Source organism: Nocardioides panacihumi (assembly GCF_039530925.1).
Lineage (GTDB): Bacteria > Actinomycetota > Actinomycetes > Propionibacteriales > Nocardioidaceae > Nocardioides > Nocardioides panacihumi.
Genome location: NZ_BAAAPB010000004.1, coordinates 241,342 through 258,152, shown reverse-complemented (window position 1 = coordinate 258,152; position 16,811 = coordinate 241,342). Strand labels below are relative to the sequence as shown.

At 69.5% G+C, this 16,811-nt stretch carries 15 protein-coding genes; 9 read left to right on the top strand and 6 right to left on the bottom strand.

The genetic code is table 11. From position 1 onward, the window contains the following. Positions 1 to 22 precede the first annotated feature (22 nt). On the bottom strand, positions 23 to 2,176 hold the full coding sequence (locus ABD205_RS17245; protein WP_344046910.1) for an acyl-CoA dehydrogenase family protein: 2,154 nt from the start codon (positions 2,174 to 2,176) through the stop codon (positions 23 to 25). Positions 2,177 to 2,249: 73 nt separating this feature from the next. Next, a complete protein-coding gene (locus tag ABD205_RS17240) occupies positions 2,250 to 3,086 on the bottom strand; it encodes an HpcH/HpaI aldolase/citrate lyase family protein (protein ID WP_344046908.1) in 837 nt (278 codons plus the stop codon). Positions 3,087 to 3,342: 256 nt separating this feature from the next. Between ABD205_RS17240 and ABD205_RS17235 the strand changes: the two genes are divergently transcribed. Genes ABD205_RS17235 through ABD205_RS17225 form a run of 3 tightly spaced genes read left to right on the top strand, consistent with a single transcriptional unit; the run spans position 3,343 to position 6,012 of the window. Beyond that, a complete protein-coding gene (locus ABD205_RS17235) occupies positions 3,343 to 4,845 on the top strand; it encodes a class I adenylate-forming enzyme family protein (RefSeq protein WP_344046906.1) in 1,503 nt (500 codons plus the stop codon). After that, positions 4,842 to 5,171, top strand: a complete 330-nt coding sequence (locus tag ABD205_RS17230; protein ID WP_344046904.1) for a hypothetical protein — start codon at positions 4,842 to 4,844, stop codon at positions 5,169 to 5,171. The genes ABD205_RS17235 and ABD205_RS17230 overlap by 4 nt, the downstream gene beginning before the upstream one ends. Before the next feature lie 28 nt (positions 5,172 to 5,199). Then, the gene (locus tag ABD205_RS17225) at positions 5,200 to 6,012 is read left to right on the top strand and encodes a crotonase/enoyl-CoA hydratase family protein (RefSeq protein WP_344046902.1); all 813 of its coding nucleotides are present in this window, start codon (positions 5,200 to 5,202) and stop codon (positions 6,010 to 6,012) included. Here ABD205_RS17225 and ABD205_RS17220 read toward each other — a convergent pair. Continuing rightward, the gene (locus ABD205_RS17220; protein ID WP_344046900.1) at positions 6,009 to 6,677 is read right to left on the bottom strand and encodes a nitroreductase; all 669 of its coding nucleotides are present in this window, start codon (positions 6,675 to 6,677) and stop codon (positions 6,009 to 6,011) included. The two genes, ABD205_RS17225 and ABD205_RS17220, sit on opposite strands and share 4 nt — an antisense overlap. Positions 6,678 to 6,730: 53 nt before the next feature. Here ABD205_RS17220 and ABD205_RS17215 point away from each other — a divergent pair, with 53 nt between their 5' ends. Then, positions 6,731 to 7,372 carry a PaaI family thioesterase gene (locus tag ABD205_RS17215; protein WP_344046898.1) on the top strand — a complete coding sequence of 214 codons (642 nt, stop codon included), beginning with the start codon at positions 6,731 to 6,733 and terminating at the stop codon, positions 7,370 to 7,372. Between the two features lies 1 nt (position 7,373). On the opposite strand, the gene ABD205_RS17210 is transcribed toward ABD205_RS17215, so the two are convergent. Continuing rightward, positions 7,374 to 8,525 carry an acyl-CoA dehydrogenase family protein gene (locus ABD205_RS17210; protein ID WP_344046896.1) on the bottom strand — a complete coding sequence of 384 codons (1,152 nt, stop codon included), beginning with the start codon at positions 8,523 to 8,525 and terminating at the stop codon, positions 7,374 to 7,376. Between the two features lie 108 nt (positions 8,526 to 8,633). Here ABD205_RS17210 and ABD205_RS17205 point away from each other — a divergent pair, with 108 nt between their 5' ends. From ABD205_RS17205 to ABD205_RS17190, 4 genes are all read left to right on the top strand, one after another. After that, the gene (locus ABD205_RS17205) at positions 8,634 to 9,626 is read left to right on the top strand and encodes a MaoC family dehydratase (protein WP_344046894.1); all 993 of its coding nucleotides are present in this window, start codon (positions 8,634 to 8,636) and stop codon (positions 9,624 to 9,626) included. 256 nt (positions 9,627 to 9,882) lie between these two features. Then, complete coding sequence (locus ABD205_RS17200) at positions 9,883 to 11,157, top strand: ABC transporter substrate-binding protein (protein ID WP_344046892.1); 1,275 nt, start codon at positions 9,883 to 9,885, stop codon at positions 11,155 to 11,157. 207 nt (positions 11,158 to 11,364) lie between these two features. Continuing rightward, complete coding sequence (locus ABD205_RS17195) at positions 11,365 to 12,249, top strand: 3-carboxyethylcatechol 2,3-dioxygenase (RefSeq protein ID WP_344046890.1); 885 nt, start codon at positions 11,365 to 11,367, stop codon at positions 12,247 to 12,249. An 84-nt stretch (positions 12,250 to 12,333) separates the two neighbouring features. Next, positions 12,334 to 13,875, top strand: a complete 1,542-nt coding sequence (locus ABD205_RS17190) for an FAD-dependent oxidoreductase (RefSeq protein WP_344046888.1) — start codon at positions 12,334 to 12,336, stop codon at positions 13,873 to 13,875. Between the two features lie 6 nt (positions 13,876 to 13,881). Here the strand turns inward: ABD205_RS17190 and ABD205_RS17185 are convergent, their stop codons facing one another. Further along, positions 13,882 to 14,640: an SDR family NAD(P)-dependent oxidoreductase gene (locus tag ABD205_RS17185; protein ID WP_344046886.1), complete on the bottom strand. Its 759-nt coding sequence runs from the start codon at positions 14,638 to 14,640 to the stop codon at positions 13,882 to 13,884. Between the two features lie 171 nt (positions 14,641 to 14,811). On the opposite strand from ABD205_RS17185, the gene ABD205_RS17180 reads away from it, so the two are divergent. Then, entirely contained in the window at positions 14,812 to 16,224 is a 1,413-nt protein-coding gene (locus ABD205_RS17180; RefSeq protein ID WP_344046884.1) for an amidase, read from the top strand. Here the strand turns inward: ABD205_RS17180 and ABD205_RS17175 are convergent. Next, entirely contained in the window at positions 16,217 to 16,804 is a 588-nt protein-coding gene (locus ABD205_RS17175) for a TetR/AcrR family transcriptional regulator (RefSeq protein ID WP_344046882.1), read from the bottom strand. The two genes, ABD205_RS17180 and ABD205_RS17175, sit on opposite strands and share 8 nt — an antisense overlap. Positions 16,805 to 16,811 lie beyond the last annotated feature (7 nt).

Here is a 16,811-nt window from a genome sequence, read left to right as displayed (position 1 = left end):
AGAGGAAGACCGGCCATCGCTATCACTTCACCAACGGGTCGCGGGGCAAGCCCAGCAGCCGCTCGGCGATGGTGTTGCGCATGATCTCCGAGGTCCCGCCTGCGATCGTGAGGCACCGGGCGAAGAGGTAGGGATAGCTGACCTCCGGCCGATGCCCGGTAACTGCCGACGGGCCCGCGAGGAGCATCCCGAGCTCGGTGATCCGCTGGGAGTGCTCGGCCTTGACCAGCTTGGTGATGTTGGCCTCCGGACCCGGCCGTCCGCCGGCGAGCGCGCGGCTCGCCTGCCGCAGGTTGAGGAGCCGCAGCGTGTGCGCCTCGACCAGCATGGCGCCGACCTCGTGGGCTGCCTGCCCGGGGGCCCCGGGCGACTTGTCGAGCACGTCCAGCAGCTCCGCCGTGCCGAAGGAGATCGAGCCGCTGCCGCCGCCGATCGACACGCGCTCGTTGCCGAGCGTCGCGCGTGCGACCTTCCAGCCCTCGCCCTCGCCACCGACGACGTCGGCGTCAGGCACGAAGACATCGTCGAAGAACACCTCGTTGAAGAGCGCATCACCCGTGATCTCGCGTAGCGGCCGGACCTCCACACCGGCTGCGCTCATGTCGACGGCCATCATCGTCACACCGGCGTGCTTCGACGCACTCGGATCCGTGCGGACCGTCGCTAGTCCCCACTGACAGTCCTGGGCCGTGCTCGTCCACACCTTCTGCCCACTGACCCGCCAACCGCCCTCGACGCGCTTGCCGGTGGTCCGCACCGCGGCGGCGTCGGACCCGGCCTCCGGCTCGCTGAACAACTGGCACCAGTTCGTGCGCCCGCGGAGCACGTCGTCGATCCAGCGACGCTGCTGCTCCTCCGTGCCCTCCTGGGAGATGGTCAGACTGATCCAGCCGGAGATGCCCGTGTCGGGCACATCGACGCCGGCGAACTCCTCCTCGATGACGAGCTGCTCGACCACGCCTGCCGCCCGGCCCCACGGCTTGCGCCAGTGCGGCACGAGATATCCGCTGTCGACCAGGAAGCCGCGCCGTTCGTTCTCGGGGAGACCGAGCACGTGGGCCGCTGCGGCGCGTGCCTCGGCCCGGTGGTCCTCCGCCTCCTCGGGCAGCTCGAACGACGCACCCTGCGCGGTGCCGGACCGGAAGCACTCGACGACATCGACGTGAGGGTCGCGGCCATCGAGCAGCAGCGCTGCCACCGTCTCGGCGCGACGCAGGTACAGGTGGGCGTCGTGCTCCCACGTGAACCCGATGCCGCCATGCAGCTGGATGTTGAGGCGGGCGACCTGAACCTGGGCCCGGGCAGCGTGGGAGGCCGCGACCGCTGCGGCGAACCAAGCGCCGTCGAGGTCCGGAGAGCGCGCTGCGTCCCAGGCAGCGGCCACGGTCTGCTCGGCATCGACCAGCATGTTCGCGAGGTGGTGCTTGACCGCCTGGAACGTGCCGATCGGTCGGCCGAACTGCTCGCGCACCTTCGCGTAGTCGGTCGACGCCTCGACGCACGCATAGATGCTTCCGACCGCCTCCGCGGCCGCCAGGATCCGGAACAGGGCTACGGCACGCTTGGCCGCTCCGGCGAGGAGTCGTCCCGGCCGCACGACCACCGCGTCTGCGGCGACGGAGCCGATGCGCCGCGTGGTGTCGAGGCCCTCGTCGGGTCGCACCACGATCCCGGGTTCGGTCACCTCGAGGACGACGACGCCATCTCCGACCACGAGCGCAAGCACGTCGGCGTCAGGCGCACCGAGCACGGCGCGGCTCTCGCCGCTGAGTCGCCCCTCCGAGTCGAGGGACAGGCCGGTCGACAATCCCACCGCGCCAACGCGGCGGCCGTCAGCGAGACCGGGGATCAGCTCGTTGCTCAACGCCTCGTCGGCCTCGGCCGCGATGATCGCCGAGCAGAGTGTCGTCGGCAGGAACGGACCGGGTGCGAGCTCGTGCCCCAGCGCCTCGAGCACGACCGCGAGCTCAGCCAGCCCGTATCCGGACCCGCCGTACTCCTCGGGCAGGTGCACGCCGAGCCATCCGAGGTCAGCGAGGTCGGACCACATGGCTGGTAGTCCGTCTGTCGCCTGGTCCAGCGTCGCCCGCGCGGCGTCCCGAGCGCAGGACTTCTGGAGGTAGGAGCTCGCGACCTGCGCGAGCGCCTCGTGGTCCTCAGTGATAGCCAACGCCATGGCGCTCGCCTTTCGTCAGTGCGGCCGTCGGCCGGCCGCCACGGGTGGAGTTCCGAAGTGGGGGGACTGCAGTTCAGGTGGCCAGGACCCGGCGGGCCTGGCGAGCCACCGCTTCGTCGATCATGCGACCTCCCGCATCGACCGCCACGCTGCCCGCGGCCTCCTCGAGGCGGCGCAGGATGTCCTGGGCCTCCGCCGTCTCGGCTGCCGAGCGGGTGAAGATGTCGCGGACGACCGGCACTTGGGTGGGGTGGATGCAGGCACGTCCGACGAAACCGAGACGGCGCAGCGCGCGCGTCGAGTCGGCGTACGCGGCCAGGTCGCGGAAGTCGGGCGAGACGGGGGCAACGGGGCTGCTGATCCCGGCCGCGCTGCAGGCCACGACCACCTGGCTGCGGGCGAACAACAGCTCGGTGCCGTCCGGACCGGGCTCGATCCCGAGGTCGGCGACAAGGTCGACCTCGCCGAGGTGGAGTGTCGTCACCCGGGGGCCACCGGCGATCTCGACGACGTTGGCCAGCCCGAGTCCCGACTCGATCAACGGCGCGACGGCGATCCGGCCGCGGACGAGACCGCGCTCGGACTCGGCGGCGGTCAGCAGCTCGTCGAGCTCCAGCAGCTGCTCCGCACACGCCACCTTCGCCGGAATGACGCCGGTCAAGCCCGGTCCGACCACGGCCGCGACGTCACGGGCGACCCGTTCGCCGCCGTTGAGCCTCACCCAGGTCTCGACGCCTGCCGGTCGCGGCTGGGCGAGGTGCCGGGCGACGTTGGCGCGGGCAACCACCTTGTCATCGCGCCCCACGGCGTCCTCAAGATCGAAGATCACCGCAGAGGCGCCGCTGGCGTCCGCCTTGGAGAATCTGGCGGGCGCGTTGCCGGGGACGTAGAGGTAGCTGATCGCGGTCACGACGCCCCCTCGGTCAGCGATGACACAACTGTCTCCTCGGGAAGTGAATAAGGTTGTGATGCCGATAACACCCTATCTGCCCCCTGTTGTCAGATGGCAAGGTGCCGCCTCGCCCGATTCACGCTTGAGTGCGGCAAGCCAATGATAGACATAGCGTCAGAAGTGTGACTACAGTCATCGTCGAAGCAGGCCTCTCGCCTCGACGGCGGGAGCCGGCGGAAGGTTTCGACGTGCAGAACCGGGAGCAGCCGACAGCATGACCATCTCATTGATCCTCGACATGGCCGGATCGACCTATCCGGAACGGCGCGCCCTCACCGTCGACGGCTCGACCGTCACGTTCGGTGAGCTCTGTGAGCTGGTCGGCGCCACCGGGACGGAGCTGCAGGAGTCGGGCGCGAAGCACGTGGTGTTCCTCGGCCACTCGGGCATCGAGCTGCCCACGCTGGTCTTCGCTGCGGCCCACGCCGGCCTCCCCTTCACCCCGGTCAACTACCGACTGGGGGCGCGCCAGCTGACCGAGCTGATCAACCGCGCCGACGGTGCCGTCGTCGTCGTCGATCCCGCCCTCACCTCGTCACTGACCGAGGTCACGGCCCCGATCGTCACGACCACCGACCTCTTCGCCGCCGCCCGTGCGCGCACCGACGTACTGCCGCCCGTCGACGTCGATCCCGACGCCCCGGCGATCGTCCTCTTCACCAGTGGCACCACATCGGCCCCGAAGGGGGTCGTCCTCCGGCACAGCCATCTGCTCAGCTACGTGATGGGAACGGTCGACTTCGGGTCGGCGGAAGAGACTGACGCTGCACTGATCAGCGTGCCGCCGTACCACGTCGCCGGGATGGGAACGATCCTCACCAACCTCTACGCCGGACGCCGGATGGTCTACCTCCCGCACTTCGACTCAGATGCGTGGCTCGCGCTGGCCCGCCAGGAGCGGGCGACGTCGGCCATGGTCGTCCCCACGATGCTGGAGCGGATCGTGCAGAGCCTCCGGGGCGCCCCGGCGGGCGTGCCGAGCCTGCGGTCGCTGTCGTACGGCGGCGCCCGGATGCCTCGCCCGACACTCGAAGCGGCGCTCGAGTCGTTCCCCCAGGTCGGCTTCGTGAACGCGTACGGGCTGACCGAGACCAGCTCGACGATCGCGCTGCTCGGTCCTGACGACCACCGCGAAGCGCTCACCAGCGACGACCCGGCCGTGCGCCTGCGGCTCGGCTCGATCGGTCGACCGGTGCCCGGAGTCGAGGCGGAGATCCGCTCGGCCCTCGGCGACCCGGTCGCGGTGGGCGACCAGGGCGAGCTGTGGGTGCGAGGCCCGCAGGTCTCCGGCGAATACATGGGCTCCGGCTCCGTGCTCGACGCCGACGGCTGGTTCCCGACCCGAGACCTGGCGTACCAGGACGCGGACGGCTATCTCTTCATCGTGGGGCGCAACGACGACACGATCATCCGCGGCGGCGAGAACATCGCCCCAGCTGAGATCGAGGACGTCCTCGTAGAGCACCCGGCCGTCCAGGCGGTCGCCGTGGTCGGGGTGCCCGACGAACACTGGGGCGAGGCGATCGTGGCGACCGTGGTGCTGGAGCCGGGCCACGACACCGACGCCGAGGACCTGCGGCAGTTCGTGCGGGCGAGCCTTCGCGGCTCCCGCACTCCGGACCGCGTTGTCTTCGTCGATGACCTGCCCAGCACGGCCACGGGCAAGATTCTGAGGAAGGAGATCGTGGCGAGCATCGTCGCGAGCGCACAGTCATGACGCTGATGGAGGAACGACCGATGTTGAAGAGCGGCGCGCGCCTGAAGAGCCAGGTCTGCGACACGCAGGTGATCATCGTCCGGGCAGGCTCGGCGGAGGGCACCTTGAGTTGCGGCGGTGCCCCGATGATCGATCTCGGCGGCGCGCCGGGCGACGGGCTTTCCCTCGCTCCGGAGGCGGCAGGCGGCACCGCAATCGGCAAGCGCTACGTCGACGAGGCCGACACCATCGAGGTCCTCGCCACCAAGGGCGGCGCCGGATCCCTCGCCCTGGATGGTGTTCCGCTCGCTGTGAAGAGCGCCAAGCCGCTCCCCTCGAGCGACTGACCCGACGATGTCAGGTGAAGGTTCCCCGATGACCGTAGAGACCGAGACCGTCGCCCCGCCCGCTGCCCTGACCGAGGTGCGCGACGGCATCATGGTCATCACTCTCAACCGCCCCGAGGCACGCAACGCCGTCAACGAGGAGATGTGCGTCCTCGTGGGCGACGCGCTCACGCAGGCCGAGCAGGATCCCGCCGTGCGCGTCGTGGTGCTGACCGGATCCGGTGACAAGGCGTTCTGCGCCGGCGCCGACCTCAAGGCGCTCAGCCGCGGCGAGCGGATCATCCCGGAGGGCCGTGAGAAGTGGGGTCTGGCCGGGTACGTCGGCCACGGGATCAGCAAGCCGACGATCGCTGCCGTCAACGGGCCCGCCCTGGGCGGCGGCACCGAGCTCGTGCTCGCCAGTGACCTGGCCGTGGCCGCCGACACTGCCACGTTCGGACTTCCCGAGGTGAAGCGCGGCCTGGTCGCGGGTGCAGGCGGTGCTTTCCGCCTCATCGCCAAGCTCCCGCCGACCGTGGCGATGGAGCTCCTGCTCACCGGCGAGGCGATCAGTGCGAGCGAGGCGCTCAACCTCCACCTGGTCAACCGGGTGGTGCCGGCCGACCGCGTGCTCGACGCCGCCCTCGAGCTGGCGGCGACGATCGCGGCGAACGCTCCGCTGGCGGTCCAGGCGCACAAGCAGATCGCACTCGCCCAGCAGCCCGACGGCGATCGTCCGGTCGAGCACGAGGGCTGGGACCAGACGTACCGGCTGCTGCCGGCGATCGCCCGCTCCGAGGACGCCAAGGAGGGGCCCCGCGCCTTCGCGGAGAAGCGTCAGCCGGTCTGGCAGGGCCGTTAGGCCCAGGTCACCACGTCATCGAGGGCCGCCCGCGACGTCCGAAAGGCGTTCGCAGGGTGGCCCTCGTCGGCGTACCCGAACGAGACTGCGCAGACGACCACACGATCGTCGGGAAGTCGCAGGAACTCACGCACCGCCCCCGACACCATGGCAATGGCCGCCTGCGCGACCGCCGCGAGACCGAGGCTCTCGGCGGCGAGGAGGAGGTTCCCGACGTAAGCGCCGCAGTCGACGGCGCCGTAGGTGCCCAGCTGTCGATCGGACGTGACGATCGCCGTGTGCGGGGCGCCGAAGAAGCGGAAGTTCTCCAGTGCCTGCCGACTGCGCGCAGGACCGTCGTTGCGCTCGATACCAAGGCTGCCGTAGAGCCCGTGACCGGACTCGCGCCGCCGGTCCTGGTACACGCCCTCGTAGGCCGCGGGCCCGGGGAGGTCCGATCCCCGTGCGCCTCGAGTCGCGGCATCGACGAGGACCTCGCCGAGCTCCTTGGTCGTCGCTCCGCTCGTGACGACGAGCCCCCAGGGCTGGGTGTTGCACCAGCTCGCCGTCCGCTGGGCCAGCGCGAGCATGCGCTCGATGTCTGCCCGGGGCACCTCCCGGTCGAGGTAGGCGCGGCAACTTCGGCGACGGGCGAGGAGTCCGTCGAGGGCGTCGTAGTCGGTCATCTGAAGCCCTTCCTGGGGTGAACATAGACAGTGTGTCAGATATGCTCGGAAGCATGACGAGGTACCTGGAGGACACGGCTACCGAGCGGCTCGAGGCGGATGAGCGCGAAGGCCTCTACGGCCCCCTCGCCGAGGCGGTCCGGGCCTTGGTCGACGCGTCGATCCGCACCGAGGTGGACGACCACGTGATCCGCCAGGCCACCGCCGACCTCGAACGCATCGCCGGGCATCTCAGGGCTCACCAACTACCCGGCTCGTACGGCGTCCACTCGGAAGCACCCGGCCGGCGGCGCACCTGGGGCAGCCCCGTCATCGGAGTTCGTAACCCGATCGCTCCCCCGCTCACCCTGCAGCACGCACCGGACGGTCTCGTGTGGTCCGAGTTCCGCGTCGGAACCGCCTACGAGGGCCCTCCGGGTCGCCTGCACGGGGGCATGGCCGCGCTGATCCTCGACCACGTCCTGGGTGAGGCCGTCAGCGCATCCGGTCACTGGGGCCTGACGGGCACGCTGACCCTCCGCTATCGACGAGGGACCCCGTTGGGACGGCTGCGGACCGAGGCCAGGATCGATCGGGTCGAAGGACGCAAGGCGTACGTCGTCGGCAGCATCGCCGACGACGAGGGGATCACCGTCGAGGCCGAGGCGATCTTCATCCTGCCGAAGGGCTACGTGCACCCGGACGCGACGGCGTAGCTCAGAGCCCTCCGCGGGCGACCAGCTGGCTGGCGATCACGTTGCGCTGGATCTCGTTCGTGCCCTCGCCGACGATCATCAGCGGGGCGTCGCGGAAGTAGCGCTCGACGTCGTACTCGGTCGAGTAGCCATAGCCACCGTGAATCCGGACCGCGCTGAGAGCGATCTCCATGGCGACCTCGGACGCGAAGAGCTTGGCCATCCCCGCTTCCATGTCGCACCGGTCGCCGGCGTCGGCGCGCTCGGCGGCGTAGCGCGTCAGCTGGCGGGCGGCCGTCAGCTTGGTCGCCATGTCGGCGAGGTAGTTGCCGATCGACTGGTGCTGGTAGATGGGCTTGCCGAAGGACTGGCGGACCTGGGCGTAGGCAAGGGCGTCCTCGAGCGCGGCGGCCGCCACGCCGAGGGCGCGGGAGGCGACCTGGATCCGACCGGTCTCCAGGCCCTTCATCATCTGAGGGAAGCCCTGCCCCTCCACGCCGCCCAGGACTGCGGTGGCCGGGATCCGGTAGTCGTCGAACGAGATCTCGCATGACTCGACGCCCTTGTAGCCCAGCTTGGGGAGGTCACGCGAGACGGTCAGACCCGGACCGTGCTCGACCAGGACGATCGAGATGCCTGCGTGCCGGGGTGACGCGGAGGGATCGGTCTTGCACAGAAGGGCGATCAGCCCGGAGCGGCGGGCATTGCTGATCCACGTCTTGGACCCGCTGATCACCAGGTCGTCGCCGTCACGGCGGGCCGTGGTCGCCATCGCCTGCAGGTCGGATCCACCGCCCGGCTCGGTCAGAGCCATGGTGGCACGCAGCTCACCGGTCGCCATCGAGGGGAGGTAGCGCTGCTTCTGCTCCTCGGTCCCGAACAGACCGACGAGCTTGGCGACCACCGTATGCCCGCCCATCGCGCCGGCCAGGCTCATCCATCCGCGGGCTAGTTCCTCCGTGACCTGCACGTAGCAGGGCATCGACACCGGACTGCCGCCGTACTCCTCCGGGATGGCGAGCCCGTAGATGCCGATCTGCTTCATCTGCTCGATCCACTTCTCGGGATACTCGTTCGCGTGCTCGACATCGCGGACCGTCGGCTTCACGTCGCGGTCGACGAAGGCGCGGATCGTCTGGACGAGGAAGGCCTCTTCCGCGTTGAGGGTGCTCATGGTCCGATCGTCATGGATCTGACATCCATGGTCAAGCGATGCGAGCGCAGATGACCCGCCCGACTGCGCTAATGTGACATTCCTGTCACGCTGAGAGAGGTCATCGAGATGCCGAGAGCCGTGGGCGGACCCTACTTCGACGAGCTCGAGGTCGGCATGACCTTCGAGAGCGCGCCGGCGATGACGCTCACCGCCGGCCTGGCCGCGAGTCACCGCGCGATCCTCGGCGACCGGATCCGGCTGGCCCTCGACGAGGAGCTGTCGCGGGCGGTGACCGGCTCGGCCACGCCGACGGCGAGCCCGAGCCTGGTCTGGGACGTCGCGATCGGACAGTCGACGCTGGCCACCCACCACGTCAAGGCCAACCTCTTCTACCGAGGACTGCGCTTCCATCGCTTCGCGCACATCGGTGACACGATCCGCACCCGCACCGAGGTCGTCGGCCTCCGCGAGAACTCCGCGAAGCCTGGCCGCGCCGCCACCGGCCTCGCTGCGCTGCGGATGACGACCACCGATCAGCGCGGCGACACGGTGCTCGACTTCCACCGCTGCGCGATGCTCCCGGTCGGCCCGGCGGCCGACCCCGATCGCCTGGTCCCCCACGAGGACCTCTCCCTGATCGGCGCCGACGAGACGCCGGCGTGGCGCAGCCCCGACGGCTGGGACCTCACCGCCTTTCGGACCGGCGTCCGGGGCTTCGGCGGCGCCCCTGATCTCGTCGGGGACTCCTTCACCACCTCCGGCGACGTGGTCTCATCCGCCCCGGAGCTCGCCCGGCTCACCCTCAACATCGCCGCCGTCCACCACGACGAACGCGTCAGCGGCTCACGGCTCGTGTACGGCGGCCACACCATCGGGCTCGCGCTCGCCCAGCTGACCCGAGCCCTCCCTGACGTGGTCACCGTGCTCGGCTGGGAGTCGTGCGACCACATCGCTCCGGTTCACGAGGGCGACACGCTGACCAGCGAGATCGAGGTCATCGGTAGCACCCCCCTGACCCAGGGACACGCGGTCCGCCTGCGCTCGGTGGTCAGCGTGCACGGCAGTGCCGAGGGGCCCCGTCCCGTCCTGGACTGGCGTTACACCGTTCTTCTCGCCTGAACCCGTTCTCACCGACACATGGCACGTTTACTGACAGGCGTGTCGCTTCTAGTCACCGGGTTACCCGTCAATCGAACGGTCATTGTTGCGCGCAATTGCGCGCAGACACGCCTAGCGCACGGGCATAAGGTCTCGTTTTGATAACGATCCGTTCCCGGCCTCGCGATGTGACCAGGGTCATGTCACGATCGACCTGTTCGGAATCTGACAGGTCTGTTCACTCTTGTTCCTGTACGAACCCTGCCAAGGAGAAGCAATGCACGTTTCCACCCGCGGCCGCCGCCGGGCGCTGGCCGCCGCCATCCCCGCCGTCCTGGCCCTGACCGTGACCGCCTGCGGGTCGAGCGACAACGGGGGGAGCGGCGACGAGACTTCGGGCACGTCGGGCTCCGCACAGCTCGGCACCGCCAACAAGGCCACCGGCACCCCCATCACGATCGGTGTGATCAGCGACGGCAAGAGCCAGGCCGTTGACCAGAGCGACGAGTACAAGGGCGCACAGGCCGCCGCCGCCTATGCCAACGACTACCTCGGTGGCATCAACGGCCACAAGATCGAGGTCAAGGTCTGCGAGGTCCGCCAGGACCCGGCGATGGCCACGGACTGCGCGAACCAGATGGTCAAGGCGAAGGCCTCGGCCGTCGTCGAAGGCACCCTCGCCGAGGCCGACCAGACGGTCGCGGTCCTGTCCCCGGCCGGCATCCCGATCACGGCTGCGAGCGGCAGCACCCAGGCCGCGCTGTCGTCGCCCAACTACTTCTCGCTGTTCAACGGCCTCTCCTACTTCGGTGTCCCGGCCGCCGACGCCGGCAACCAGGGCGTCAAGAAGGCCGCCATGATCGTGATCGCCGTCCCGGGCGCCGAGGCGCCGGCCCGGACGGTCGGCACGGCGCTCTACAAGAACGCCGGCGTCGACCTCAAGGTCACCGCGGTTCCGCCGGGCACTGCTGACATGACCCCGCAGATCACCGCGGCCAGCAAGGACAGCCCGGGCCTCTACCACGTGTTCGGCAACGAGAGCTTCTGCACCCCGGCGATCCAGGCCATCAAGACGGTCGACCCGGGCGCGAAGATCACGGTGATCTCGCAGTGCCTCTCGGCCGCGGGCGCGAAGTCGATCCCCGGTGGCTACGACGGTGTTCGTGTGGTGACCACCTCGGATCTCGACCCGGCGAACAGCGAGACGAAGCTCTTCGCCGCCGTTCTCAAGAAGTACGGGAACGGCGCGAAGGAGTCGGTCATCAGCGCGTCGGGGTACTCCCCGATGCTCGGTGTGATCAACGCACTCAACGCGGCCAAGATCAGTGACGTCAGCGCCGCCGGCGTGATCTCGACCCTGAAGACGGCACCGCCGACCACGTACCCGCTGAGCGCCGGCGCCAAGTTCCAGTGCGACGGCAAGCAGATGGCGATCTCCCCGAACGTCTGCAGCTCCAACGGCATCCTCGCCTCGGCGACCACCGACGGACAGCTCAAGGACTACGAGCTGCTCCCCGCTGACCCACAGCTTTACAGCCTGCCCGCCAGCTGATCCGTACCGCAGCACAGAGGCGTTCGGCCGCCGCCCGTCACGGGCGGCGGCCGAACGTGCTTCTCCAGGTCCGCGTTCGTCGCTCGTCAAAAGTGACTCGAATGTCAGATCCTCTAGCGATTCCGAGAATCAGCGATTAGATTGAGGCCAGATAGCGCACGAACACGCGCTGTCAGAAGTTGCAGCAATGTCAGAAGGAGCAGCGCGATGCCTCACCAGTCCACCGGAACGGCGATGGTCGTGTGCGCGTCGCACAGTCCGGGCATGCTGCGGGACACGGGCGCCGAGCACGGCGCAGTGTTCCGTGCCGGCATCGACGAGGCCCGACGTCGCGTCACCTCGTTCGCTCCCGAGCTCGTCGTCTTCTTCGGCAGCGATCACCGACGTGCCTTCGTCGACAGCGTCCCCGCGATCGCCGTCATGCTCTCGGCGGACGGACTCGGCGACCTCGGCTCGCCGGTGGGCAGCTACGACGTCGCGTCCGAGCTCGCGGAGCCCCTGGCCGCCGCCCTGCTGGAACAGGACTTCGACGTCACCGTCGTTCGCAAGGTGGCGCTGGACCATGGCTTCGGCCAGACCTACTCGCACCTGATCGGCGATCTGCCGACCGTTCCGGTCATTCCCGTCTACATCAACTGCGCCACTCCCCCACTGGCGGGGCCCGGCCGGGCCTACGCGCTGGGAGCAAGCGTCGGCGCGGAGCTCGCCGGACTGGGCAAGCGCATCCTGTACGTCGGCTCGGGTGGCCTCTCGCACTCGCCGCCGAGCCTCGAGGCCACGGCGGCCGGGCTCTCCGACGAGGAGCGGCTCACTTTGAACGAGGCGGGACGCGTCGCGGCGAAGGACAAGGTCAACCCGGAGTGGGACCAGCAGTTCCTCAAGCGGATCTGCCACGACCCCGAGAGCCTCGCGTCGTTCACCAACGGCGACATCGCCCCCGCCGGCGTCGGGGCTCACGAGGTCCGTACCTGGATCGCGGCGGTCGCCGCCGGCGCGACGCCGATGGAGACCGTCACCTACGAGCCCGTCCCCGACTGGATCACCGGGATGGGCGTCGTCACGACCTCCGTCGAGCACCTCGGCCTGGCCTGAGCCGGCGCCCGGTGAACGCCCTGACCGCGATCGTCGGCTCCCTCTCCTCCTCACACCTCCTGACTTCATCGAACAGGCTCTGACATGACCCACGTGATCACCGGAAGTTGCTGCAACGACGCTGCCTGCGTGCCCGTGTGCCCGGTCAACTGCATCCACCCCGCACCCGGCGAGCCGGGCTTCGGAACCGCAGAGATGCTCTACATCGACGACGCGAGCTGCATCGACTGCGGATCGTGCGTCGACGTGTGCCCCGTCAACGCGATCACCGCCGACTACGACATGGATCCAGTCGACGAGCCGTTCCTCGCGCTCAACAGCGCCTGGTTCGCGCAGGCCGACCACGCGTCGTACGCCGCCCCGCCGCGCGAGCCCGCGCTCACCTCTTCCCGGCCGGGACCGCTCAAGGTCGCCGTCGTCGGGGCGGGCCCGACCGGTGGTTACGTCGTCGAGTCGCTGCTCGGCGTCAAGGGCCTCGGCGTGGAGGTCACCGTGGTGGACAAGCTGCTCACACCGGGCGGCCTGATCCGCTACGGAGTCGCGCCCGACCACCATGACACCAAGGGCGCCGGAGACCACCTCATCAAGACGCTCAAGCGCCCGGGCGTTGATGTGCGACTCGGTGTCGAGCTCGGCACCGATGTGAGCCTCCAGGACCTGGCCTCGAGCCACCACGCCGTCGTCGTCGCCACGGGCGCCTCCGAGGGCAGGAGGCTCGGCATCCCCGGGGAGGACCTACCCGGGTCCCACTCGGCGGTCGACTTCGTCGGCTGGTACAACGGCCATCCCGATCAGGCGTCGCTGCGGTTCGACCTCACCTCTGAGCGCGCCGTCGTCATCGGCAACGGCAACGTGTCCCTCGATGTCGCACGGATCCTGCTCGCGACGCCGGATGCCCTCCGGAAGAGCGACATCGCCCCCGACGCTCTCGACGCCCTGGGCGAGAGCAAGATCCGCGAGGTCGTGCTCGTCGGGCGGCGCGGCCCCGAGCACGCGGCATTCACGGCCGGCGAGCTGATCGGCCTCCTGCAGGTGCCGGACCTCGGCCTGGCCGCACGTCCCGAGGACCTCGATGTCACGAGCGGCGACTCGGTCGTCACCCACAAGCTCGAGCTGCTCCGGGGCCTCGGCAGCAACAGCGGCGCCGAGCGACGGCTCGAGTTCCGGTTCGGCCTGCGTCCAGACGCGCTGCTCGGTGACACGGGCGTGCGGGCGGTTCGATTCGACGACGGTGAAGAGCTCGAAGCCGGTCTGGTGCTCAGCGCCATCGGATATCGGGCCCGTCCGCTTCCGGGCGTGCCGTTCGATGACGAGCAGGGGCGGGTGCCGAACGTCGACGGTCGGGTCGCCCCCGGACTGTACGTCTCCGGCTGGATCAAGCGCGGCCCCTCCGGTGGCATCGGCGCGAACAAGTGGTGCGCGAAGGAGACTGTCGGCGCGCTGCTCGCCGACTTCGACGCCGGCCTCCTGGCCGAACCCACCGGCGTGCTTGCGACGACCGGCGTCGGCCTCGACGCCTGGGCTCTGCTCGACCGTCATGAGAAGACGCTCGGACGGGCGGCCGGACGACCCAGGATCAAGCTCGTCGACGTCGCCGAGCAGCGGGCGGTCCTCGCTGGCGGCTAGCCGCCGCTAGCCGTGGTTCACCAACCCTCCGTCGATCCGGAAGTCGGCACCGGTCGCGAACGCCGCGTCGTCGGAGGCGAGGAACGCCACGAACTTCGCGATGTCGTCGGGCTGGCCGAGCCGTGGGATGAGCGAGCGCTCCATCAGCGCCTCCGTCACTCCCGGCTGCGACAGCTGGTGCGACGAGCCAGGCGTCTCGATCACGCCGGGGCTCACACTGATCGCCCGGATGCCGAGCGGGGCACCCTCGGCGGCCATCACGTGCGTCATGCCGCGCACGCCCCACTTGGTCGCCGAGTGGGCGATGCCGGCGACTCCACCGCCGTGCCCGGCGACCGATGCCGTGTTGATGATGAGGCCGCCGTTGATCCCGAGCTGCGACCAAGCCGCCTTGGTGGCCAGGAACACCAGCGTCAGCTCGTTGCGGATCGAGCGGTCCCAGTCGGTGGGAGACATCGACTCGATCGTCGCGAAGACGCCTGCCGAGGCGTTGTTCCACAGGACGTCGATCCGGCCGTACTCCTCCACCGCGCGATCGACCCATCGCCGGCACTCGTCGAAGTCGCCGAGATCGACCGGCGAGACGTCGAGCATGGTGCCGCCGGCGGCCGTGACGAGCGCGTGGGTCTCTGCGGCGCTCTCGACGTTGACATCACAGCCCACGACGATCGCGCCCGCTTCGGCGAACCGGAGCGCGCCGGCCCGACCGATGCCGCCCCCGCTACCACTGATCAGGGCCACCTTGCCGTCGAGCGACCGTGTCATTGCCCACCGTCTTCCTGTCGTGTCATTGCGCTGTGAATTGGATTCTGTCAGAAGCGTCATGGGGCAGTGAACACTGTTGACTGACTCACGTCCAGAGGCTACTTTCAGGTTGGCATCCGCCGTGACTGCTGGCCACGCGTCGGAGCGAGGAGCTGACGAAGGAGGCCCACCGTGTCGGACGAACTCACCTGGCTGCCCGGCTGGCGATTGACCGAGCTGATCGCGAAGCGAGAGGTCTCCTGCCTCGAGGTGACCGAGCACTTCCTCGGCCGGATCGAGGAGCTGAACCCCACGCTGCACGCCTTGGAGGAGGTCGACTACCAGGGTGCGCGGGAGCAGGCGAGAGCCGCGGATCGGGCGGTGTCCTCGGGCGAGGACCTCGGCGACCTGCACGGCATTCCGACCGCCGTGAAATCGCACATCCGCGTCGCCGGGTTGCACTTCCGGCAGGGCGCGGCCGACGAGGTGTCCGATGTCGACGACATCGCCGTCGAGCGTCTGCGTAAGGCAGGCGCCATCGTCGTCGGCACGAACACCATGATGGGCGCCGGCGCCAACCTCAAGTCCAAGGAACCGGGCGTCTTCAGTCCCTTCAACTGGGACGCCGAGGCACGCAGCCCGTGGGACCTGGACCGGGTCCCGGGATGGTCGAGCTCGGGTGGGGCCGCGGCCGCTGCGGCACGACTGCTGCCCGTCACGATCGGAACCGACGGCGGCGGATCGACGCGGCTTCCTGCCGCGTACTCCGGGGTCGTGGGCCTGCACACCTCACGCGGTCTCATCCCCCACGTGGACTACCGCAAGCCGACAATGATGCTGACCGCGAGCCTCGGCCCGCTGGCACGCGACGTCCGCGATGCCGCCCTGTTCGCGCGCGCGATGTCCGGTCCGGACGGCCGCGACTACGTCGTGGTCCAGGAAGATCCGGCCGACTGTGTGGTCGGGCTGGACCGAGGCGTCGACGGACTGCGGATGGCCTGGACGGAGGACTTCGGCTTCGCATCGGTCTACGCGACCGAGGACAGCGCTCGCATCATCGACGTCGCCCGCGCGGCGGCACAGAGCTTGACGACGCTCGGCGCGGAAGTCGAGACCACGGAGGACGTCTGGGAGGACCGCGCGGCCCACGGAACCGTGCGCTGGACCGTCGAGCCCGCGGCGTACGAGGTCATGGTCGGCACCAACCTCACTCCGCTGCAGCCGGTCGACTCGACCCTCTACCGTGAGCAGGCGGAGTCGCGCGCACGCAACTGGGAGCACTTCCGGAGGTTCTTCGCGGAGTACGACGTGCTGCTCTCCGTCACGGCGCAGCGGATCGCGGCGCGCACGACGGAGTGGGACCGCGGCTGGACGGTCGACGGTCCGTCGTTCCCGGGCGGCAGCTTCGCGCCCGTCTACTGCAGCCACACGATGATCTTCAACTGGCTGGGCTTCCCGGCCGTCTCGGTGCCGTGCGGCTTCATCGACGGCATGCCCGTCGCGCTGCAGATCGCGGCGTGGCACGGCCGCGAGGACCTGGTGCTACGAGTCGCCCAGGCCTTTCAGCAGGCGTTCCCCCGGGACGAGCGTCCTCTCGTCAGCTGACAGACGGGGCGCGTCCCGCCCGATTGTCGTCCAGATAGCTGTGCAGGATGAAGTCGAGCCCGGCGATGATGAGCGTCCGCGTGCTCGACCCGCTCTCCCGGTGCACCTCGGCCTGGGCGGACGCCATCAGGGCACCCGCGGTGTAGAGGGTAAGCACGAGACCGATCGTGTCCACGCTGTCCTCGCTGTGACCGGTCTGGAGGAGTGCCTGGCGGATGTCCTCGGCCAGCTCCGGGTCGACGTTGCCCGCGAACACCACTCGCCGGGCCATCCCTGGGTGGGCGACCAGGAGGTCATACAGGTGCATGACCTGGTCGCGCACCCAGTGGAGCGGGTCCTCGTCGGCAGCCCGCTTGGTGTAGCTGCGTTCGTAGAGCCGTCGGCCGCACAGAACCAGGAGCTCGTCCTTGCTGGCGACGTGGCGGTAGGTCGCCCCGAGCGACACGCCCAGAGCGGCTGAGAGGTGGCGCATCGAGAGCCGGTCGGCACCATGCTCCGAGATCAGCTTCAGGGCGGTGTCGACGATCAGATCAAGGCTGAGACTCGCGCGGGTGGGCGGGTTCGACACTGACTCTCCCATCGCACCA